This window comes from Leucobacter sp. WKLB1 (genome assembly GCF_059696215.1).
The window spans coordinates 1,224,060-1,245,504 of record NZ_AP046115.1; the positions used below are offsets into that span (position 1 = coordinate 1,224,060).

Here is a 21,445-nt window from a genome sequence, read left to right on the forward strand (position 1 = left end):
TCTCACCGTGAAGACATCGCACGGTGATCCCGAAGCACATCAGTGCACCACCGCGGGAGGGCGAGGCCATATGCGCGCGCTGTTCTGGCGGCGTTCCGAAAGGAAGAACGTGGAATCCAACGTTGACGACACCACCACCCCTGCTGCAGCTGACGCCGCAGCACCGACCGAGACGGCGCCGCGCCGTCGTGCCTCGCGCCGCGTGAGCGCTGCCGCAGGCGCTGCGGTCGCGAGCGAGCCGGCTGCGACCGAGACGCCCGCTGCCGCGGTTGCTCCGGGGGCGGAAGCCGCCCCGGCAGCAGAGATTGCTCCTGCAGAGGCCGCCGAGGCGCCGAAGAAGCGCGCGACGCGCAGCCGCAAAAAAGTCGAGGCTCCTGCAGCCGACGCCGAGGCGGCCGCCGACGCTGCTGCAGAGGCACCAGCGGCCGAGTCCGCTGAGGCGCCAAAGAAGCGCGCGACGCGCAGCCGCAAGAAGGTTGAGGCTCCTGCAGCCGACGCCTCGGCTGAGGCTCCCGCTGCAGACGCCGCTGCTCCCGTTGCCGACACGGCTGAATCGGAGGCGCCCGAGGCGCCGGCGAAGCGCACGCGCAGCCGCCGTGCGTCGGCCGCGACCGCGGCACCGCAGACGACTGAGTCCGCCGAAGCCGAGGGCGCTGTGACGCCGGCGGCCGAACAGCCCGCCGCAAATGCGCCAGCAGAATCGGCAGGAGAAGCCGCCGAGCAGACGGAGGCCGGCGAAAGCGAGCGCCCCAGCCGCAATCGTCGCGGCCGTGGACGCGGCCAGAAGAACGACGCCGAGGGCGCGGAATCGACCGAGGTCTCCGCTGACGACGAAAACGAGAGCCGCCAGAACGGCAAGGGTCAGGGCGGCAACAGCCAGAATGCGCAGCGCCAGAACAGCCAGGGACAGAACGGACCTAAGGACGACAAGGGCGGCGACAACTCGAACCGTTCCAGCCGTACCCGTCAGCGCGACCGCAAGCGACGCGGTCAGGGCGACGACCTTGAGCCCGAGATCACCGAAGACGACGTGCTGCTGCCGATCGCAGGCATTCTCGACGTGCTCGACAACTACGCATTCGTGCGCACGAGCGGGTACCTTCCCGGCACCAGCGACGTGTACGTATCGCTCGGCCAGGTGAAGAAGTACGGGCTGCGCCGCGGGGATGCCGTGGTCGGCGCGATTCGCCAGCCCGGCGCCAACGACGGTGCGAGCCGTCAGAAGTACAACGCGATTGTCAAGATCGATACGATCAACGGTCGTTCGGTCGACGAGCAGGAGCAGCGCGCAGACATCGCGGAGCTGACGCCCATCTACCCGCAAGAGCGCCTGCGCTTCGAGACCGCGCAGTCGGGCGTGCTCGGCCGCGCGATCGATCTCGTGGCTCCCGCAGGGCTCGGCCAGCGCACCGCGCTCGTGCTCCCGGCGGGTGCAGATGGCACCGCACTGCTCGGCGAACTCGCTGAAGCGGTCAGCACCAACCGACCCGACGCGCACCTCTTGCTCGTGCTCGCCAATGCGCAGCCCGAAGAAGTGACACGTCTGCAGCGCTCCGTTCGCGGCGAAGTGGTCGCGGCCACCTTCGAACGCAGCGCTGAAGACCAGGCCACGATCGCGGAGCTCGCGATCGACCGTGCGAAGCGTCTCGTTGAGCTCGGGCACGATGTCGTCGTGCTCGTCGACTCGCTCAACCGCTTCGCTCGCGCCTACGCCCAGGCGCAGCATGCGCAGAGCCGCCCGGGGCTCGAGGAGATCGACGAGTTCGCGCTCGCCCAGATCAAGCGCTTGCTCTCGGCCGCACGTAACGTCGAGAACGGCGGTTCGCTGACGGTCGTGGCGACCGTGCAGACGAAGACGGGTCTGTCCGCAGACAAGTTCCTGCTGCGCGAGGTGCTTGCCGTCGTCAACAGCGAAGTGCGCATCGCGAAGGCGATCCCGGGTCTCGCGGCCGAGGTTGATTTCGCGGCCTCGCGCACGCGCCAGGCAGAATCGGTGCTCGGCGCCGACGAAGCCGGTGTGCTTGCGCGCCTCCGCGCCGAGCTGACGCAGGAGGGCGCGCAGGATCGCCTGCGTGAGCGCCTGGCTGCGAGCGCCTCGAATGCGGCGCTGCTCGTCGAGCTGCAGCGTTCCGGCACGCTGTCCTAGTGCACCTGAGCCCGCCCTGGAATCCTCCGGGGCGGGCTCAGCCATTGCCGGATCCCGGCGGTAGATTGGGGCGCGACGACGTCGCGGCTGCGAGAGGTGAGGAAAGAAGATGTTCGAACAGGTCGAAGGGCTGATCGCCGAGCACGCGAAGCTGCAAGACGAACTGGCCGATCCCGCGTTGCACGCTGACGCGTCGCGCGCGAAGAAGGTCAATCGCCGCTATGCCGAGCTCAGCAAGATCAAGGCTGCGTCCGAGCACTGGCAGCAGGTGGGCGACGACCTCGAAGCCGCTCGCGAGCTCGCCAAAGAAGATGAGGCCTTCGCCGAAGAGATTCCCGCGCTCGAAACCGCGCTCGCCGAGGCGCAGGAGCGCGTACGGCGCCTGCTGATCCCGCGCGATCCCGATGACGCACGCGACGTGATCCTCGAGATCAAGGGCGGTGAAGGCGGTGCGGAATCCGCGCTGTTCGGCGCCGACCTGCTGCGCATGTACATGCATTACGCCGAGTCGAAAGGGTGGAAGACCGAGCTTCTCGAGAAAGACGAGAGCGATCTGGGCGGCTACAAGAACGTGCAGGTCGCCATCAAGGCGAACCCGTCAGACCCCTCGCAGGGCGCGTGGGCGCACCTCAAATACGAGGGAGGCGTGCACCGGGTGCAGCGCGTGCCCGTGACCGAGTCGCAGGGCCGCATCCACACGTCGACGACCGGCGTGCTGGTGTATCCCGAGGTCGATGAGCCCGAAGAAGTCGAGATCAACCAGAACGACCTCAAGATCGATGTGTACCGCTCGTCGGGCCCCGGCGGTCAGTCGGTGAACACGACCGACTCCGCCGTGCGCATCACGCACCTGCCGACCGGAATCGTGGTCGCGATGCAGAACGAGAAGAGCCAGTTGCAGAACCGTGAAGCGGCGATGCGCGTGTTGCGCGCTCGCATTCTCGCGAAGCAGCAGGAGGAGGTCGCCGCGGAGGCGAGCGCCCACCGTTCGAGCCAGATCCGTACCATGGACCGCTCGGAGCGCATCCGCACCTACAACTTCCCCGAGAACCGCATCGCCGATCACCGCACAGGTTACAAGGCCTACAACCTCGACCATGTGATGAACGGCGCACTCGACGCCGTGATCGAATCGTGCATTCGCATGGACGAAGAGGCGCGGCTGGCCGACCTCGGCCAGTAGAGTCGTCGGGCCCGGCTCGCACCCGCTACTCTGAAGCTATGTCCGATGCAGTGCAGCCCCTGGTGGGCCCCCTCGTTACTCTCCGCGGCCCGCAGACGGCTGATCTCGAACCCCTCGTGGCGATCCTCGACGAACCCGAGGTGTCGCTGTGGTGGGTGGGGTACACCCCGCAGCGCGTGCAGGCCGAGTTCATCGATGCCGCAGATGTCGCCCGCATCATCGAGGTCGGGGGAGAGACAGCTGGAGCGATGTTCGTGCTGCGCGGGGACGATCCCGAGTATCCGACCACAGTGATGCATCTGTTCATCGGCACGCGCTTCCGCGGGCGCCGCATCGGCGAGGAAGCGCTGGCGCTCGCGATCGGCGCCGAGTTCGCCGATGGTGTGACGCGCGTTACGCTCGATCCGAACGTGAACAATGCGGGCGCGATTCGCAGCTATGAGCGCCTCGGCTTCCGCCGCATCGGCGTGCTGCGCGACTACCAGGTGCGGCCGGGCGGGCACCTGGAAGACGCGATGTTCCTGGACCTCACGCGTTCTGATTTCCCCGACGGTCCGCCGTTGCCGCAGCGTTCCTGAGTCTCTCGCTGCGCCGCGCCGATGCGCGATCGAGCGGTGGCGCGGCGGTAGCATGGCACTATGCGTGCAACTCGACCATTCCTCCCGTGGGTGGTCTGGGGAGTCGCTGCGATCTCGTATGCGGTCGCCGTCATCAATCGGTCGTCGCTGTCGGCGCTCGGCCCGGCAGCGCAAGATCATTTCGGTATTGACGCCACCACGCTCTCGATCTTTCCGGTGATTCAGCTGCTCGTGTACGCGGGCCTGCAGATTCCGGTCGGGGTGTTGCTCGACCGCATCGGGGCGACCTCGATGATTCTGATCGGCGGCGCCCCGATGATTGCCGGTCAGGTGGCGATGGCGACGGTGCCTGAGGTGTGGCTCGCGATTCTCGCCCGCGTACTCGTCGGCGCAGGTGACGCGTGCACATTCATCAGCGTGATGCGGATGCTGCCCGAGTGGTTCTCGCTGCGGCAGTTGCCGACGATCAGCCAGGTGACCGGCCTCATCGGGCAAGCGGGGCAACTCGTGTCGGTCGTGCCGCTGGCGATCCTCGTCGGCGCGGCCGGGTGGATGAGCGGCTTCCTCGGGCTTGCCGCGCTCGCACTGCTCGTCGTGATCCTGGGGTGCGCAGTGCTGCGCAACGCCCCTGGAGACGCCACCCCGCTCGAACGGTTGCTCCGGCGGCGCGGCCGAACGACGGAGAACGCGCAATCGTTCGCCGAAACCAACACGGCGGCGCTCAAGGCCATGCAACCACCGTCGACCGAGCTCATCCCGATCATCGCGGAGACGAAGCTGCCCGGTCTCGGGTTCTGGAACCGTGCGCGCAAGCTGCTGCGGTTGCCGGGAGTGCGTCTGGCGTACTGGTTGCACTTCGCGTCGCCGTTCGCGTCGAACGTGTTTTTGCTGCTGTGGGGCACCCCGTTTCTCGTCGGCGGGCTCGGGCTCGACCCAGCTGCCGCTCGCGGACTGTTGAGCCTCACCGTCGTGTCGTCCATGGTGGCGAGCGTGGTGCTCGGGCCGCTGAGCTCGCGGTTCATCGAGCGTCGCGTTTGGTTCAACCTGAGCATTACGGTGTTGATCGCGCTGGTCTGGACCGCAGTGATCCTGTGGCCCGGCGTGCCGCCGATGGCACTCATCATCGTGCTGCTCGTGGTCATCCCGCTCGGCGGGCCGGCTTCGATGATCTCGTTCGAAGTGTCGCGCTCGCACACGCCGCGCAGCTATTCGGGCTTCGGCACCGGCCTCGTCAACACGGGCGGATTCACGGCCTCACTGCTCGTGATTCTGCTGATCGGCCTCGTGCTCGACCTGCAGGGTGCCGGATCACCCGAGAATTACTCGCTGCACGCGTTCCAGGTGGCATTCGCCGTGCAGATCCCGTTCTGGCTCCTGGGTATCGTGATGGTGCTCATCGAGCAGCGACGGACCAAGGGGTGGATGGACGAGAACGGGCGCACGCTGCGCTGAGCTGATTCGAACCGACCCGGTGAGGCGCTGCGTTCAGATGACGTAGAAGTCTGCCATGTCGGGCTGCTCCATGATCGGGGCCCCGCGGCGCGGCCGACCCTGTGCAGGAATGCCCGTGAGCGTCGTCCACGGGGGAGCGGAGCGCACGACGACGGCGTTCGACCCGACAGCGCTGTCGTGGCCCAGTTCGATGTTGCCGAGGAGCTTCGCCCCGGCACCGATGACGACGCGGTCGCCGATAGTCGGGTGTCGTTTGCCGCGGTCGTGGCCGGTGCCGCCGAGGGTGACCCCGTGGTAGATCAGCACGTCGTCGCCGACGACGGCGGTTTCGCCGATGACTACGCCCATGCCGTGGTCGATGAAGAGGCGCCGCCCGATGGTGGCGCCCGGGTGAATCTCGATTCCCGAGAAGAAGCGTGAGATCTGCGAGATCGCGCGCGGCAGAAATCTCAGACCACGCCGCCAGAGGGTATGCGAGACCCGGTGCCACCAGACGGCATGAAGTCCCGAATACACGAAGAACACCTCCGCCGAACCGCGCGCAGCGGGATCGTGCGCGCGGGCGGCGGAGATGTCTTCGCGGATGCGGGAGAACGCGCTCACTGCAGAACTCCGGGGATCGGGACTAGGCGCCCAGATCCTCGAACAGCACGGTCGAGAAGTAGCGCTCGCCGAAGTCGGGTACGACGACCACGATCTTCTTGCCCGCGTTCTCGGGGCGCTTCGCGACCTGCGTGGCGGCCCAGACGGCTGCGCCGCCCGAGATGCCTGCGAGAATGCCCTCTTCGGCGCCCAATGCACGAGCCTTCGCGATCGAATCGGCGAGCGTGACATCGATGACCTCGTCGTAGATCTCACGGTCGAGGATGTCGGGCACGAAGTTCGCGCCGAGTCCTTGGATCTTGTGCGGGCCTGCCGTGCCCTCGGTGAGGAGCGGCGAGTCGATCGGCTCGACGGCGATGACCTGCACCCCGGGGTTCTGCTCCTTGAGGTAACCGCCGGCGCCGGTGATGGTGCCGCCGGTGCCGATGCCGGCGACGAAGATGTCGACGCTGCCGTCGGTGTCGTTCCAGATCTCGGGGCCCGTGGTGGCGCGGTGGATCGCGGGGTTCGCGGGGTTCGCAAACTGCTGCGCGAGAATCGCGCCCGGCGTGCTCTCTGCGATTTCCTGCGCCTTGGCGACAGCGCCCTTCATGCCGAGCGGGCCCTCGGTGAGCACGATCTCGGCACCGTAGGCGAGCAGCAGCTTGCGGCGCTCGATGCTCATGGTCTCGGGCATGGTGAGGATCACGCGGTAACCGCGCGCCGCACCGACGAACGCGAGCGCGATTCCGGTGTTGCCGCTCGTGCCTTCGACGATGGTACCGCCGGGCTGCAGAGCGCCCGACTGCTCGGCGGCGTCGATGATGGCGATGCCGATGCGATCCTTCACCGAACCTGCGGGGTTGTAGAACTCGAGCTTCGCGAACACCTCTGCGCCGGCCTCTTCCGTGACCCGGTTGAGGCGTACGAGGGGAGTGTTGCCAAATGCCTGCGTGATGTTGTCGTAGGTCCGTGCCATGGTGCTGCATCCTCCTGAGGTCTGGGATGGGGTTCCGGCCGCATCGATGTTCCGGCAGCGAGACGCCCCGGGGCCGCCTCAAATTATATCGATTCCTTATTCGAGTCGTTCGAATGGGTTATGCAGTAAGACGTGAGATGACAGGTGCGGCGCGTCGCTCGATGCCGATTCGGGAGTGTCGGTGACGTGTGCGAGTCTGGGGGAGTGCAGCACACTCCAGCGACCGGCGATGCCGGCACTCCGGTTTCTCGACTGCTCGACGAGATCGTGGCCCAGCTTGCGGCGAACGGCGTCGTCGATGCGCGGACGGACGCCGAACTGATCGTCGGGCACGTGCTCGGCGTGACGCGGGGACGGATCCAGGCGTTGGCGATACTGGCAGATGCGGTATCCGATGACGACGCGGCCCGCATTCGCGCGATCGCCGATGAACGGGCTCGACGCGTACCGCTGCAGCACCTCACCGGGCGAGCGCCGTTCCGCTCCATCGAGCTTTCCGTCGGCCCAGGCGTCTTCGTGCCCCGACCCGAGACGGAGACGGTCGCACAGTTCGCCATCGATGCCGCGATGCGGGTGCCGGATCCCCAGCCCATCGTCGTGGATCTGTGCACGGGGAGCGGAGCGCTTGCCTTGTCAATCGCCCACGAAGTGCCGCGGGCGCGCGTGTGGGCGGTGGAGAAGAGTCGAGAAGCTCACGCGTGGGCGCAGCGCAACGTCGATGAGTGGGGCGACGGCCGCGTCGCGTTGCTTCTGGGCGACGTCGAGCAACTCGACGCGTTGCCCGAGCTCGCAGCATTGCGAGGCAAGGTGCACGTGCTCGTCTCGAATCCGCCGTATGTGCCCAGCGGCATGGTGCCTCGCGACCCTGAAGTGCGCGATCACGACCCCGAGCTCGCGCTGTACAGCGGAGTCGACGGGCTCGATCTCATCAGGGTCATCAGTCGCTCGGCACAGCAGTGGGTGGCTCCGGGCGGGATTCTCGTGCTCGAGCACGCCGAGCTGCAGGGGCGGGCGATTCGTGAACTGCTCGCGGCCGATGGGTGGCAGCAACCCGAAACCCATGTCGACCTCACCGGGCGCGATCGCACGACGACGGCGATACGCTGAGCCTGCCGGAGCCGGCGGTCGGAGAGCACTCGGAAACCAACCCGTGAGCGAGAGTAGACTGGCGCGTTATGGCCGAAGTCTTCGATTGCACCGACAACACGCAACTGCTCGCGGGTACCCGCACCGCTCGGCAGGCGATCGGACGCGGCGAGCTCATCGTGATGCCCACGGATACTGTGTACGGCGTCGCGGCTGACGCGTTCAGTCCGGATGCCGTGCAGCGGTTGCTCGATGCGAAGGGCCGAGGGCGGCAATCGCCGCCACCCGTGCTGATTCCGAACACCGACACTCTCGCTGCCCTCGCCGCTGAGGTCGTCGCCCCCGTGCAGGCGCTCGCAGAGGCGTTCTGGCCCGGTGCGCTCACCATCATCACGCGCGCGAATCCGCTGCTCAGCTGGGATCTGGGGGAGACGGGCGGCACGGTGGCCCTGCGCATTCCCGACCAGCCGCTCGCCATTGAACTGCTGCGCGAAACGGGGCCGCTCGCGGTATCGTCGGCGAACCTCACCGGCGAGCCCGCAGCCCGCACCGCTGCCGCCGCGCAAGACATGCTCGGCGATGCGGTCGCCGTGTACCTCGAAGCCGGCGAATCGGGGGCCGATGGGGTTGCCTCCACGATCGTCGATGCGACCGGATTGACCGAAGCCGGCGGAGTGATTCGAATTCTGCGTCAGGGTGGGGTGTCGCGCGAGGCCATCGCGGAGCTGCTGCCGCAGGTTGTTTTCGGGGAGTGACATGCTCGCCTACGTGACGGTCGTCGCGGTTGCCGCGCTCGTCACTGCGGCAGCCTCCTGGGGGGTGCTGCGCCTCAGCCGGCGCTTCAACCTTGCCCCTGAAGTGCGTGCGCGAGACGTGCATCAGGCCCCTACCCCCCGACTGGGCGGCATCGCGATGTTCGTCGGCATTATCACCACGTTCATCGTCGCTGCGACTCAGCGGGAGTTCGCATCGCTGTTTTCGGGCAGCAACCAGATGTGGGCGCTTTTTGGCGCCTGCGCGCTCATCGCCGTTGTCGGTGTGCTCGACGATCTGCTCGACTTGGACTGGATGATCAAGCTCGCCGCGCAGCTCGCTGCGGCGGGACTGCTCGCCTGGAACGGTGTGCAGATCGTGTCGTTGCCGTTCGGCGATACCCTCATCATCGGGTCGCCACTCGTCAACTTCGTCATCACGGTCTTTCTGATGACGCTCGTGATGAACGCGGTGAACTTCGTGGACGGCCTCGACGGACTCGTCGCCGGCGTCGCCATCATCGCCAATGCGCTCTTCTTCGTTTACACGCTGCTGCTGAACGATCAGATCGGTCGCGTCGATTCCGTGATCTTCGCGAGTCTCATCGCAATCGTGGTTGTCGGCATCTGCATCGGCTTCCTGCCATTCAACTGGCACCGCGCGCGCATGTTTATGGGAGATACTGGGGCGCTGCTGGTGGGGCTGCTCATGGCGACGTCGACGGTGTCGGTGACCGGCCAGTTGAACCCGGCGGCACTCGACCAGAAGCTGGTGCTTGCGAGCTACATCCCGATCATTCTGCCGATCGCGGTGCTCGCGCTTCCGCTCGCGGACTTCTCACTCGCGGTCTTCCGCCGACTCCGTGCCGGGACAAGCCCATTCACCGCGGATCGCCTGCACCTGCACCATCGCCTGCTCGACATGGGCCACTCGCCCATCCAGGCCGTGTGCATCTTCTACTCGGGAACCGCGACGATTTCGATCGCGGTGCTCTTGGTGTTCACGACCCAAGCCTTTCTCCTTCCGGGCGTCGTGCTCGCCGCAGGTACCGCTGCGACCTTCGCGCTACTACGATTCCCGGCGAATCGAGTGCGCGCAGCTCTTGCGCGCCGTCACTTGGTACCGTTGAGCAGACGGAGCTCCCGAGCCGACGCAGCACGCGCCGAATCGCTCGCCAGGAAGACTCCGCTGAAAGGACCCCAGAGTGAGTGACTCCGTGCAGCCCGACGAAATCGAGCCGAGGCCGATGCCGGCTTCGCAGCCCGTGCTGCTGCGGGCGCTGCGATGGGGGCTCGTCGTCATCGGCGCACTCGTCGTCGTCTTCGCCGTGATCGGCTACTTCGCCAGCGGCACGGCCGGTCTCTGGGGAGGCATCATCGGAACAGCGCTCGGCGGCCTGTTCCTCATGATGACGGTCGGCAGCATCGCGTTCGCGAACCGATTCATCGAGCGCGACTTTTACATCACCGCGTTCTTCGGCATCGTGCTCGGCAGCTGGGTGTTCAAGTTCATCGTCTTCATTGTCGTGGTCGTACTGCTGCGCGACGCGGAGTGGCTCGACACGCGGGTGATGTTCTTCGGCGTGATCGCCAGCGTCATCGCATCCCTGGCGCTCGACGTCGTTGTGATCACTCGTTCACGCATCCCGATTCTCTCCGCACCGACTCAGTCGTAACCGACTTCATCACACCAAGCCGTTTCGGGTTTCTCCTGGAGCGGAATTCTTGGTAGACTCGGTTACGTTCCCTGCAGGGCTGGCTTGAGCTGTGCCTACGACGCCCCGGGGTATGACCACCGTTCGACACTGTGCAGGCTGATGCCGCACCGAAGTCAGGAGAATGGCGCTGTTCGCTAACGCTTTGCACCTCGTGGCCCCCGTCTTTTTTGCGGCCGAAGAGGGTGAATTCCACGCGCCGACGATGGCCGAGTTCTTCCCCGACATCGTGCTCTTCGAAGGCACCCCGTTCGCCATGAACCGGATCATGATGATCCGCGTCCTCATGATGGTCGTGCTGCTCGTTCTGTTCTGGTTGGGCACCCGTCGCATGCGGGTCATTCCCACCCGTGGCCAGTCGCTCACGGAGATGGCGCTCGACTTCGTGCGCGTCAACATCGCCGAAGATCTGCTGGGCAAGAAAGACGGGCGTCGTTTCCTGCCGATTCTCACCGCGATGTTCTTCTCGATCCTCGCGCTGAACATCACCGGCATCGTGCCCGGCCTGAACATCGCCGGCACGTCGGTCATCGGCTACCCGTTGGTGCTCGCCGTCGTCTCGTACGTGACGTTCATCTACGCGGGCGTCAAGAAGAGCCCCGGCAACTTCTTCAAGAACGCGCTGTTCCCTTCGGGTGTGCCCAAGGCGATCTACATCATCGTCACCCCGATCGAGTTCATCTCGACCTTCATCATCCGTCCGGTCACGCTGACCCTCCGACTCATGATGAACCTGCTCGTCGGCCACCTGCTGCTCGTGCTGCTGTTCGCAGCGACGCAGTTCTTCCTCTTCTCGGGAGAGGGCTTCTTCAAGCTCTTCGGCGTCGGCACCTTCGCCTTCGGCGCAGCGTTCACGCTCTTCGAGATTCTCGTCGCCGTTCTGCAGGCCTACGTCTTCGCACTTCTCACCGCCGTCTACATCCAGCTCGCGCTGGCTGAAGAGCACTAAACCCACGGGTTCGGCAACCGCCGCACTCACATACGGAAGGAAACACATACCGTGTCTGTTCTCGCTGAAATCTCGGGCAACATCGCAACCGTCGGTTACGGCCTCGCCGCTATCGGCCCCGCCATCGGCGTGGGTATTGTCGTTGGCAAGACCATCGAGGGTGTCGCTCGCCAGCCCGAGCTCGCCGGCCGCCTCCAGGTCCTCATGTGGATCGGTATCGCGTTCACCGAGGCCCTGGCCTTCATCGCGATCGCTACGCCGTTCATCTTCGCCGCGTAATCCGATTCCACCTTTCCCTAGTCTCGAAAGGGAGGCTCGATGAATAACGCAGTCTTCGTTGCTGCGGAAGAGGGCGCGAACCACAACCCGCTCCTCCCCGCGACGTACGACATCGTGTGGTCTGCGGTCGTCTTCGTCATCATCCTCGTCGCGTTCTGGAAGGTCTTCCTCCCCAAGATGCAGACGATGCTCGATGCACGTGCAGAGGCGATCGAGGGCAACATCGCCAAGGCCGACGAGGCTCAGGCGAAGGCCGAAGCCGCACTCCAGGAGTACACCGCGCAGCTCGCCAGCGCACGCCAGGAAGCCGGCGAGATTCGCGAGTCGGCTCGCCTTGACGCGAATAAGATCGTTGCCAAGGCGAAGGACGACGCGACGACCGAGCAGGCCCGCATCGTTCACGCGGCTCAGGCGCAGATCGAGGGCGAGCGCCAGAGCGCGGTCGTCTCGCTCCGCAAGGACGTCGGCTCGCTCGCGATCGACCTCGCTTCGAGCGTGGTCGGCGAATCGCTCTCCGATGATCAGAAGGCTTCGGCGCTCGTCGATCGCTTCCTCGCTGATCTCGAAGCATCCGAGAAGGCGGCACAGTAATGGGCAGCGCGTCACGCGAAGCACTGGCTCAGGCGCGCACCGCGCTGGAAGCCGGACTCGACTCGAACGCCGGGAGTGAGCTGCTTGCAGCCGCTCGCAAGATCGCGGGGAGCCCTGCGCTCGCTGCGGCGCTCGGCGACGCCTCGGCCGATGTGCAGGCCAAGACGCAGGTGGTCGAGCGGCTGTTCAGCGGTCTCTCCGCTGGCGCGCGCTCTGTTCTCGCCGCAGCCGTTCAGGGACGCTGGTCGAATGTCGACGAGTTCGTCTCGGGCGTCGAAGAGCTGGGAATTCGCGCCGTGGGCGCGGCGAACCCGTCTCTCTCGGACGATTTGCTCGCGGTGGTCGACGTGATCGACCGCAACCACGATCTGCAGCTCAGTCTCGGCAGCAAGCTGGCCGACCCCGCAGGGAAGGCCGCACTCGTGCAGCGTCTCTTCGGAGGCAAGACCTCGGAGGCATCGCTCGCCGTGGTCTCGCACCTGGTCACCAGCCCGCGCGGTCGTCGTCTCGATGCGACGCTGCGTCAGGCTGCGCACACCGCGGCCGACCAAGCCGGGAGCGAACTCGCGACGGTGACCGTCGCCGTGCCGCTTTCTGCTGCGCAGCAGGATCGCCTCGCTCGAGCTCTCGAGCAGTCCGCCGGACGCCCCGTGCGCATCACCACCGTGATCGACACCGAGCTCGTCGGCGGCATCCGCGTGCAGATCGGTGACAACGTCATCGACGGTAGCGTCCGTGCCCGACTCGACGATCTGCGCCAGCAGCTCGCCGCGTAGCGACAACTTTTCACACCCGGGGGCGGCGCTTCCGGAACAGACAGAGGAAACGAAATGGCAGAACTCTCAATCAGCCCGGACGAGATCCGTAACGCGCTGAAGGATTTCGCAGCGTCCTACGAGCCGACCGACGCTGGCAAGACTGAGGTCGGCACCGTGGTCGACGCCTCCGACGGCATTGCGCACGTCGAGGGTCTCCCCGGCGTCATGGCGAACGAGCTCGTTCGCTTCGCCGACGGCACCCTGGGCCTCGCCCAGAACCTGGAAGAGAACGAGATCGGCGTTGTCGTGCTCGGCGAATTCACCGCGATCGCCGAAGGCCAGCCCGTCACCCGCACCGGCGAGGTGCTCTCGGTTCCCGTGGGCGAGGGCTACCTCGGCCGCGTGGTCGACCCCCTCGGCAAGCCCATCGACGGTCTCGGCGAGATCGCCGGCATCGAAGGGCGTCGCGCTCTCGAGCTCCAGGCTCCGGGTGTCATGCAGCGCAAGTCGGTGCACGAGCCCCTGCAGACCGGCATCAAGGCGATCGACGCCATGATCCCCGTCGGCCGCGGCCAGCGCCAGCTCATCATCGGCGACCGCCAGACCGGTAAGACGGCCATCGCGATCGACACGATCATCAATCAGAAGGCCAACTGGGAGTCGGGCGACACCTCCAAGCAGGTGCGTTGCATCTACGTCGCCATCGGCCAGAAGGGCTCGACCATCGCTTCGGTGAAGGGCGCGCTCGAGGACGCTGGCGCGATGGAGTACACCACCATCGTCGCTTCGCCCGCATCTGACCCCGCAGGCTTCAAGTACCTCGCTCCCTATACCGGTTCGGCCATCGGCCAGCACTGGATGTACGCGAGCAAGCACGTTCTGGTGATCTTCGATGACCTGTCGAAGCAGGCCGAGGCGTACCGCGCCGTGTCGCTCCTCCTTCGCCGTCCGCCGGGACGCGAGGCATACCCGGGCGACGTCTTCTACCTGCACTCGCGTCTGCTGGAGCGTTGCGCAAAGCTCTCCGACGAGCTCGGCGCAGGCTCGATGACCGGTCTCCCGATCATTGAGACGAAGGCCAACGACGTGTCGGCGTACATCCCGACCAACGTGATCTCGATCACCGACGGCCAGATCTTCCTCCAGTCCGACCTCTTCAACGCGAACCAGCGCCCCGCCGTCGACGTGGGCATCTCCGTGTCGCGTGTGGGCGGCGACGCTCAGGTCAAGTCGATCAAGAAGGTTTCGGGCACGTTGAAGCTCGAGCTCGCGCAGTACCGCGCGCTCGAGGCGTTCGCGATGTTCGCTTCGGACCTCGACGCGACCAGCCGCAAGCAGCTTGCTCGTGGTGCTCGCCTCACCGAGCTCCTCAAGCAGCCGCAGTACACCCCGTACCCTGTCGAAGAGCAGACCGTTTCGATCTGGGCCGGCACGAAGGGCTTCCTCGACGAGGTTCCGGTCGAAGACGTGCTGCGCTTTGAGCGCGAGTTCCTCGACTACCTCGGGCGTAACTCGGAGGCACTGTCGAAGCTTCGCAGCACCAACGTGCTCGATGACGACATCGTGGCCGAGCTCGAGAGCCAGATCGCGAAGTTCTCGAGCGAGTTCCGCACCGCGAGCGGCAAGACGCTCGCTGAGCAGTTCGACGCCATCGACGAAGCCGAGATCCAGCAGGAGCAGCTGGTCGTCACCAAGAAGTAGGGCCTCCGGGGCGGCGGTGTGAGCCGCCGCCCCGGTCCCGAACCTTGATCACCAGCCAGCCCCAACCACTACAGGAGAGACATGGGAGCGCAACTTCGGGTCTACCGGCAGAAAATTCGTTCTGCCCAGACGACCAAGAAGATCACCCGTGCGATGGAGCTGATCGCGGCATCTCGCATCCAGAAGGCGAAGGCACGCGTTGAGGCTTCGACGCCCTACGCCACGGCGATTACTCGCGCCGTGTCGGCCGTCGCCACGCACTCGAACACCGATCATCCGCTGCTCACCGAGGCCGACAAGGTCGAACGCGCAGCGGTCGTCATCTTCACGTCGGACCGCGGCCTCGCCGGCGCCTTCAACTCGCAGGTGCTGCGTGAAGCCGAAGAGCTGAGCGAATTGCTTCGTTCCGAGGGCAAGGAAGTCGTGTACTTCCTCTTCGGACGCAAGGCGCAGGGTTACTTCGCATTCCGTCGCCGCCCTTCGGAGCGCGTCTGGACCGGAGATACCGAGAACCCGACGTTCGAGACGGGTGCCGAGGTCGCGGAAGCACTGCTCGAGATCTTCGGTCGCTCAGCGGCCGAGGGTGGAGCGCAGGAGATCCACCTCGTCTACAACCGCCTCGTGAGCATGGTCAGCCAGGTGCCCCAGGTGCACCGCCTGCTGCCCCTGCAGATCGTCGAGGGTGTCGCCGAGGCCTCTGATGGGCCGGCACCGCTGTACGAGTTCGAGCCGGACGCAGATACTGTGCTCGATCGTCTGCTTCCCGCATACATCGAGTCCCGCGTGTACAACGCGATGCTCGAGTCGGCGGCCGCGAAGCACGCAGCGACGCAGAAGGCGATGAAGTCCGCGAGCGATAACGCAGATTCGCTGATCCGGGATTACACCCGCCTCGCGAACAACGCGCGTCAGGCGGAGATCACCCAGCAGATTTCCGAGATCGTGGGCGGCGCTGACGCGCTGTCCGGTTAATACAGCACGAAGAGAGAGAATCATGACCGAAACCGCCGCAGTGGCGACTGAGGCCACCAAGGTTGTCGGGCGGATCGCTCGAGTTACCGGGCCCGTCGTCGACATCGAGTTCCCCCACGATGCCATCCCCGCCGTCTACAACGCACTCGAGACCACCGTCGACTTCGGTGATGGCACCGAGTCGTCGAAGCTCGTGCTCGAGGTTGCGCAGCACCTCGGCGACAACCTCATCCGCGCTATTGCGCTGAAGCCCACCGACGGCCTCGTCCGTGGCCAGGAAGTGGTCGACACCGCTGGCCCGATCAGCGTTCCCGTCGGTGACATCACCAAGGGCAAGGTCTTCGACGTTGCCGGTAACGTGCTGAACCTGCCCGCGGGCGAGACCATTGAGGTCACCGAGCGCTGGGGCATCCACCGCACCCCGCCGGCATTCGATCAGCTCGAGTCGAAGACGGAGCTCTTCGAGACCGGCATCAAGTCGATCGACCTTCTGACCCCCTACGTGCAGGGTGGAAAGATCGGTCTGTTCGGTGGCGCCGGTGTGGGCAAGACCGTTCTGATCCAGGAGATGATCCAGCGCGTGGCGCAGGATCACGGTGGTGTGTCGGTGTTCGCCGGTGTCGGCGAGCGCACCCGTGAGGGCAACGACCTCATCCACGAGATGGAAGAGGCCGGCGTCTTCGACAAGACCGCCCTCGTGTTCGGCCAGATGGATGAGCCGCCGGGAACGCGTCTGCGCGTCGCGCTGTCGGCTCTGACCATGGCGGAGTACTTCCGTGATGTGCAGAAGCAGGACGTGCTGCTCTTCATCGACAACATCTTCCGCTTCACGCAGGCCGGTTCCGAGGTCTCGACGCTGCTCGGACGCATGCCTTCCGCTGTGGGCTACCAGCCGAACCTCGCCGACGAGATGGGCATCCTCCAGGAGCGCATCACCTCGACCCGCGGTCACTCGATCACCTCGCTGCAGGCGATCTACGTCCCCGCGGACGACTACACCGACCCGGCTCCGGCCACGACGTTCGCGCACCTCGATGCGACGACCGAGCTCTCGCGTGAGATCGCATCGAAGGGTCTGTACCCCGCGATCGATCCGCTGACCTCGACCTCGCGTATTCTCGACCCCCGCTACTTGGGCGAGGATCACTACCGTGTGGCGACCACCGTCAAGGCGATTCTGCAGAAGAACAAGGAGCTCCAGGAGATCATCGCGATCCTCGGTGTCGACGAGCTCTCCGAGGAAGACAAGATCACCGTCGCGCGTGCGCGTCGCATCCAGCAGTTCCTCTCGCAGAACACCTACATGGCGAAGAAGTTCACCGGTGTCGAGGGTTCGACGGTTCCGCTCAAGGAGACCATCGAGTCGTTCGACGCCATCGCCAAGGGCGAGTTCGACCACGTAGCCGAGCAGGCCTTCTTCAACGTCGGCGGTATCTCCGATGTGGAAGAGAACTGGGCGAAGATGCAGAAGGACCTGGCATAAGCATGGCGTTGAACGTCAGCGTCGTCTCGGCTGAGCGACAGGTCTGGGCGGGCGAAGCCTCCCAGGTTATCGCGAAGACGGTCGAAGGCGAGATCGGCATCCTCACGGGTCACGAGCCGCTCCTTGCTCTGCTCGCTCAGGGCGAGGTGCGAGTGACCACCGCAGGTGGCGAGAAGGTCTCGGTCGAGGCAGAGGGCGGTTTTCTCTCGGTCGACCACGACACGATCACCATCGTCGCGGGTCGCGCCACCGTCGCGTAACCCGATATCACCACACTGAGGCCGACCGCCCTCCTCCGGGAGTGGCGGCCGGCCTCACGTGTGTGCACGCCAGAAAGGTTCTCCATGCTCCTCCTGCTTCCGCCATCGGAGACGAAGCGCACCGGTGGATCCGGCGCGTTCGATCCGACCGCGCTACGTCACGCTGAATCCCTGCGATCGGCGCGGGAACGTGTGCGCGGTGCGCTCGAAACGGTGAGCAGCGACCCGGAGAGCGCCGTCAAGGCGCTGAAACTCGGCGTGAAGAACCGCGATGAGGCGGAACGCAACCTCGAGCTCGAGTCGAGCGGTGTACTCCCGGCGATCGAGCGGTACACCGGAGTGCTCTACGATGCGCTCGATGTTGCGTCGCTCGACGCGGAGGCGCGCGCATGGTTGCATGCGCACGTCGCGGTGCAGTCCGCGCTGTTCGGATTGATCGGTGCTGGCGATCCGATCCCGGCCTACCGGCTCTCGGCGAGCTCGCGGCTCCCAACGCTCAGCGCGCCCATGAAACGGATCTGGGCTGAGGCGCATGAGCATGCGGGCTGGCACACGGAGAGCGACTTCATTCTCGATCTCCGTTCCCAGGACTACGCTGCGCTCGCACCGCTGCCGGAAGGTGAAGGCTGGTTCTTGCACGTTGCGCAACGTGCGGAAAACGGTGAAGTGCGCGCGCTCAACCACTTCAACAAGTCGGCGAAGGGGCATCTCGTGCGTCGGCTCGCCACTTCGGCCGCGCGCATCGACGACATCGATGGGCTGCTCGCCTGGGCGGCTGCCGAGCAGTTGGAGATGCATATCGACGTTGCAAATGCCGTCGTGACCCTGGTCACCGACCACGGGGCTCCGGGCCGGGCCTCCGTGCGTGCGTCTGAGGCAGGGTAGTATGGCTCGGGTGTCTATGGGAGGGAAGCTGTGACGGCTCGCGGAGAGAACGGCGTTCGACGTCGTCTGAACTACCGCGCCGGCGGCGACCTCGAACTCGAGCTCTCGTGGTTCGCGTTGACCGATGTCGGTCGCAGGCGAGAAACGAACCAAGACAGTTACGTGACCACGCCACCGGTGTTCGCGATCGCCGATGGCATGGGTGGGCACTCCGCGGGTGAAATCGCGTCAGCTGCCGTCGTGCGGCGGCTCGCCGAGCTCGGCGGGAGAGAAACGGTTTCCGAGACCGACATCGATGACACGCTCGGCGATGCGGTCGACGATATCGAGCTCGATGCCGGCGACACCGAATTGGGTGCCGGAACGACGGTCACCGGTGTCGTGCTCGGCACCGACGCCGATCCGACCTGGAAAGTCTTCAACATCGGGGATTCCCGGGTCTACCAGTACTTCAAGGGCGCGCTCAGCCAGATCACCGTGGATCACTCGGTTGTGCAGCACCTCATCGATACGGGTGCGATCACCGAAGAAGAAGCCGAGGTGCACCCGCACGCGAACGTGATTACACGGGCGGTGGGGTTCAATGAGGCTCCGATTCCGGATTACACGTCGCTCGCGCTGATTCCCGGCCAACGGCTGCTGATCTGCTCGGATGGGCTCACCAAAGAGCTCACCGATATCGGCATCCAGCACTTCCTCGCGACTGAGCCGACCGCCGAGGCGGCGGCTCGGGCCCTGGTGCATCACGCGCTCGATAACGCCGGTCGCGACAACGTCACGGTCGTCGTGATCGACGTGCACGCGGTCGGCGATGTCGTCGACACTGGCAGCCTCGCAGGTTCCGGCATCGAACTCGAAGATGAGCCGGTGTCAGAGGCCCCTGTGTCGGGTGACGACGGTACGGTGTCCACTCCCGAACGCGACGGCGCCGAATCGGGAGAAGCCCGCCCAGCCGCACCTGATGCAGAAGCCGACGCCGCAGATGAGGAGCCGGCCGATACTGAGCCCGTGGTTCTCCCGGATACTCCGACGGCTGAGCGGGCCTAAGCCAGCACTCACCGTACGGGCCTGCGCGTGCGGCACTCGCCGGGCAACTGTGCTGCAGTACTCCTGAAACGACAGAGCGCCCCGAGCCGGTCACGGCTCGGGGCGCTCTGTCGTCAATCGGGAGTTACTGGCTCGCGATGGCGAATGACTCGTCGAGCACGGAGAGCACATCCGCGATAAGCTCGTCGGTGATCTTGAGCGAGGGCAAGAATCGGATCGCCTGGTTGTGCACGCCGCTGCTGAGCAGTAGCACGCCGCGCTGCGCCGCCGCATCGATCACGCGGGCGACGAGTTCAGCGTCAGGCTCGAGCGTGCCGGGTCGCGTCATCTCGATTGCGAGCATCGCGCCTTTGCCGCGTACCTCGGCGATTGCGGGGAAGCGCTGCTGCAGTTCGCGCAGGCCGCCTCCAAAATTCGCCTCGATGCGGCGTGCCTCTGCGAGCAGGTCGAGCTCTTCGATCTGTTCGAACACCGCGACGGCCGCGGCGCACGACACCGGGTTGCCGCCGAAGGTTCCGCCGAGCCCGCCGGGCTGCGATGCATCCATGATCTCGGCGCGGCCGGTGATGCCGGCGAGCGGGAGGCCCCCGGCGATGCCCTTGGCGGAGAGCACGATGTCTGGGATGACGCCGAACTGCTCGATCGAGAAGACGGAGCCGGTGCGGGCCATGCCGGCCTGCACCTCGTCGGCGATGAATACGATGCCGTTCGCGCGGCACCACTCGGCGAGTGCCGGGAGGAATCCGTCGGCGGGCACGATGAAGCCGCCCTCGCCCTGGATGGGCTCGACCACGAGGCAGGCGAGATCGGATGCGCCGGCCTGCTTTTCGAGGTAGGCGATCGTGCGCTTCGCGGCGTCGACGCCGCTCAGGCCGTCGTGGAGGGGATACGAGTTCGGTGCTTTGTAGATGTCGCCGACGCGGGGGCCGTAGCCGAGCGCGTAGGGCGCGGCCTTGTGGTTCATGCTGCTCGTGAGGAGCGTACGCCCGTGATACGCGTGCTCGAGCACGGCAACGCCCGGGCGGCCGGTGAACTTGCGCGCGATCTTTACGCCGTTCTCCACGGCTTCAGCGCCCGAGTTCATGAGCAGTGTTTTGTACGGTGCGGCAGCGGTCGAACCCGGCACGTGCTTCGCGAGGTGCTCGGCAACGGCGACGTATGGCTCGTACGGCGTCATGGTGAAGAGCGTGTGGGTGACGTTCTGGAGCTGCTCAGTCGCGGCAGCCACCACGCGGTCGTCGGTGTGCCCGATCGTGGTGACGCCAATGCCTCCGCACACATCGATGATCTGGTTGCCGTCGACATCGACCAGGATCGAGTCGTGGGCGCGCTCGATGTAGACCGGCAGCACGCTGTGCACTCCGGGCGGCACCACGGCGCGACGTCGCTCATGGATCTGCTGCGAGCGGGGGCCGGGGATCGCGGTGCGCACGAGGCGCTCCTGCGGCACGGTGGATTCGGTGCGGACTGCTGCGGTGCTGGTCGCTGAACTCATGGAGTCGATCCTACTCTCGCGTGTCGGGGGTTCCGTTTAGTCTGGACACATGAAGGATCTGCACGAGTACCGGGTTGGCATCGAGTGGACGGGCAACCGGGGGAGCGGCACCAGCGGTTATCGGGAGTACGGTCGCGAGCTCCTCGTTCATGCCGACGGAAAAGCGGCGCTGGAGGCGTCCGCAGATCCAACATTCCATGGAGATCGGGATCGCTGGAATCCCGAAGAGCTGCTCGTCACCGCGCTCGCACAGTGCCATATGCTCTCCTATTTGCACATGGCGGTGCGCGCCGGGGTCGTGGTGACCGCGTACACCGACGCCGCGACGGGAACGATGCGGCAGAGCGGCGTCGGGGGAGCGTTCGAAGAGGTGGTGCTGCATCCGCGTGTGACCATCACCGACGCTTCGATGGTCGAGGCGGCTCGCGCGGCTCATGCCGATGCCTACGCTGCGTGCTTTATCGCGAGTTCCGTGAACTTCCCGGTTCGCCATGAACCCGAAATCGTCGTGGCATCTGCGTAGTGCTCAGCCAGAGCCGCGCGGACAGCCGG

The 21,445-nt window shown here is 65.8% G+C and carries 22 protein-coding genes; 19 read left to right on the forward strand and 3 right to left on the reverse strand.

What is annotated here, in order from left to right; genetic code table 11:
- Nucleotides 1-109 precede the first annotated feature (109 nt).
- The 4 genes from ACZF5Y_RS05630 to ACZF5Y_RS05645 all read left to right on the forward strand — a co-directional run bounded on the left by ACZF5Y_RS05630 (nucleotide 110) and on the right by ACZF5Y_RS05645 (nucleotide 5,359).
- Nucleotides 110-2,146, forward strand: coding sequence for a hypothetical protein (locus ACZF5Y_RS05630; RefSeq protein ID WP_497534837.1), 2,037 nt, complete (start codon nucleotides 110-112; stop codon nucleotides 2,144-2,146).
- A 109-nt stretch (nucleotides 2,147-2,255) separates the two neighbouring features.
- Nucleotides 2,256-3,329, forward strand: a complete 1,074-nt coding sequence (gene prfA, locus ACZF5Y_RS05635) for a peptide chain release factor 1 (RefSeq protein WP_053386479.1) — start codon at nucleotides 2,256-2,258, stop codon at nucleotides 3,327-3,329.
- Between the two features lie 38 nt (nucleotides 3,330-3,367).
- Nucleotides 3,368-3,907, forward strand: a complete 540-nt coding sequence (locus ACZF5Y_RS05640; RefSeq protein ID WP_497534838.1) for a GNAT family N-acetyltransferase — start codon at nucleotides 3,368-3,370, stop codon at nucleotides 3,905-3,907.
- 60 nt (nucleotides 3,908-3,967) lie between these two features.
- Complete coding sequence (locus ACZF5Y_RS05645) at nucleotides 3,968-5,359, forward strand: MFS transporter (RefSeq protein ID WP_497534839.1); 1,392 nt, start codon at nucleotides 3,968-3,970, stop codon at nucleotides 5,357-5,359.
- A gap of 33 nt (nucleotides 5,360-5,392) precedes the next feature.
- Here the strand turns inward: ACZF5Y_RS05645 and epsC are convergent, their stop codons facing one another.
- Complete coding sequence (gene epsC, locus ACZF5Y_RS05650) at nucleotides 5,393-5,962, reverse strand: serine O-acetyltransferase EpsC (protein ID WP_497534840.1); 570 nt, start codon at nucleotides 5,960-5,962, stop codon at nucleotides 5,393-5,395.
- A gap of 22 nt (nucleotides 5,963-5,984) precedes the next feature.
- Complete coding sequence (gene cysK / locus ACZF5Y_RS05655; RefSeq protein ID WP_497534841.1) at nucleotides 5,985-6,920, reverse strand: cysteine synthase A; 936 nt, start codon at nucleotides 6,918-6,920, stop codon at nucleotides 5,985-5,987.
- Between the two features lie 204 nt (nucleotides 6,921-7,124).
- Here cysK and prmC point away from each other — a divergent pair, with 204 nt between their 5' ends.
- The 14 genes from prmC to ACZF5Y_RS05725 all read left to right on the forward strand — a co-directional run bounded on the left by prmC (nucleotide 7,125) and on the right by ACZF5Y_RS05725 (nucleotide 19,398).
- Nucleotides 7,125-8,027 carry a peptide chain release factor N(5)-glutamine methyltransferase gene (gene prmC, locus ACZF5Y_RS05660; RefSeq protein ID WP_497534842.1) on the forward strand — a complete coding sequence of 301 codons (903 nt, stop codon included), beginning with the start codon at nucleotides 7,125-7,127 and terminating at the stop codon, nucleotides 8,025-8,027.
- Nucleotides 8,028-8,095: 68 nt separating this feature from the next.
- A complete protein-coding gene (locus ACZF5Y_RS05665; RefSeq protein WP_497534843.1) occupies nucleotides 8,096-8,761 on the forward strand; it encodes an L-threonylcarbamoyladenylate synthase in 666 nt (221 codons plus the stop codon).
- 1 nt (nucleotide 8,762) lies between these two features.
- Entirely contained in the window at nucleotides 8,763-9,971 is a 1,209-nt protein-coding gene (locus ACZF5Y_RS05670; protein ID WP_497534844.1) for an MraY family glycosyltransferase, read from the forward strand.
- Entirely contained in the window at nucleotides 9,964-10,434 is a 471-nt protein-coding gene (locus ACZF5Y_RS05675) for a Cg1360 family ATP-synthase-associated protein (protein WP_497534845.1), read from the forward strand. The genes ACZF5Y_RS05670 and ACZF5Y_RS05675 overlap by 8 nt, the downstream gene beginning before the upstream one ends.
- A gap of 163 nt (nucleotides 10,435-10,597) precedes the next feature.
- Entirely contained in the window at nucleotides 10,598-11,422 is an 825-nt protein-coding gene (gene atpB / locus ACZF5Y_RS05680) for a F0F1 ATP synthase subunit A (protein ID WP_156316549.1), read from the forward strand.
- Between the two features lie 51 nt (nucleotides 11,423-11,473).
- Entirely contained in the window at nucleotides 11,474-11,701 is a 228-nt protein-coding gene (gene atpE, locus ACZF5Y_RS05685; RefSeq protein ID WP_010157574.1) for an ATP synthase F0 subunit C, read from the forward strand.
- A gap of 39 nt (nucleotides 11,702-11,740) precedes the next feature.
- Nucleotides 11,741-12,292 carry a F0F1 ATP synthase subunit B gene (locus tag ACZF5Y_RS05690; RefSeq protein WP_053386473.1) on the forward strand — a complete coding sequence of 184 codons (552 nt, stop codon included), beginning with the start codon at nucleotides 11,741-11,743 and terminating at the stop codon, nucleotides 12,290-12,292.
- A complete protein-coding gene (locus ACZF5Y_RS05695; protein WP_497534846.1) occupies nucleotides 12,292-13,068 on the forward strand; it encodes a F0F1 ATP synthase subunit delta in 777 nt (258 codons plus the stop codon). The genes ACZF5Y_RS05690 and ACZF5Y_RS05695 overlap by 1 nt, the downstream gene beginning before the upstream one ends.
- A gap of 54 nt (nucleotides 13,069-13,122) precedes the next feature.
- The gene (gene atpA, locus ACZF5Y_RS05700; protein WP_497534847.1) at nucleotides 13,123-14,751 is read left to right on the forward strand and encodes a F0F1 ATP synthase subunit alpha; all 1,629 of its coding nucleotides are present in this window, start codon (nucleotides 13,123-13,125) and stop codon (nucleotides 14,749-14,751) included.
- An 81-nt stretch (nucleotides 14,752-14,832) separates the two neighbouring features.
- Nucleotides 14,833-15,723 (forward strand): F0F1 ATP synthase subunit gamma, encoded by an 891-nt coding sequence (locus tag ACZF5Y_RS05705; RefSeq protein WP_497534848.1) that lies wholly within the window; start codon nucleotides 14,833-14,835, stop codon nucleotides 15,721-15,723.
- 22 nt (nucleotides 15,724-15,745) lie between these two features.
- Complete coding sequence (gene atpD, locus ACZF5Y_RS05710) at nucleotides 15,746-17,206, forward strand: F0F1 ATP synthase subunit beta (protein WP_497534849.1); 1,461 nt, start codon at nucleotides 15,746-15,748, stop codon at nucleotides 17,204-17,206.
- A 2-nt stretch (nucleotides 17,207-17,208) separates the two neighbouring features.
- Nucleotides 17,209-17,466: a F0F1 ATP synthase subunit epsilon gene (locus tag ACZF5Y_RS05715; RefSeq protein WP_053351964.1), complete on the forward strand. Its 258-nt coding sequence runs from the start codon at nucleotides 17,209-17,211 to the stop codon at nucleotides 17,464-17,466.
- Nucleotides 17,467-17,550: 84 nt separating this feature from the next.
- Complete coding sequence (locus ACZF5Y_RS05720; RefSeq protein WP_497534850.1) at nucleotides 17,551-18,351, forward strand: YaaA family protein; 801 nt, start codon at nucleotides 17,551-17,553, stop codon at nucleotides 18,349-18,351.
- Between the two features lie 30 nt (nucleotides 18,352-18,381).
- On the forward strand, nucleotides 18,382-19,398 hold the full coding sequence (locus ACZF5Y_RS05725) for a PP2C family protein-serine/threonine phosphatase (RefSeq protein WP_497534851.1): 1,017 nt from the start codon (nucleotides 18,382-18,384) through the stop codon (nucleotides 19,396-19,398).
- A 124-nt stretch (nucleotides 19,399-19,522) separates the two neighbouring features.
- On the opposite strand, the gene ACZF5Y_RS05730 is transcribed toward ACZF5Y_RS05725, so the two are convergent.
- Nucleotides 19,523-20,893: an aminotransferase class III-fold pyridoxal phosphate-dependent enzyme gene (locus tag ACZF5Y_RS05730; protein WP_497534852.1), complete on the reverse strand. Its 1,371-nt coding sequence runs from the start codon at nucleotides 20,891-20,893 to the stop codon at nucleotides 19,523-19,525.
- Between the two features lie 49 nt (nucleotides 20,894-20,942).
- On the opposite strand from ACZF5Y_RS05730, the gene ACZF5Y_RS05735 reads away from it, so the two are divergent.
- The gene (locus ACZF5Y_RS05735) at nucleotides 20,943-21,416 is read left to right on the forward strand and encodes an OsmC family protein (protein ID WP_497534853.1); all 474 of its coding nucleotides are present in this window, start codon (nucleotides 20,943-20,945) and stop codon (nucleotides 21,414-21,416) included.
- Nucleotides 21,417-21,445 lie beyond the last annotated feature (29 nt).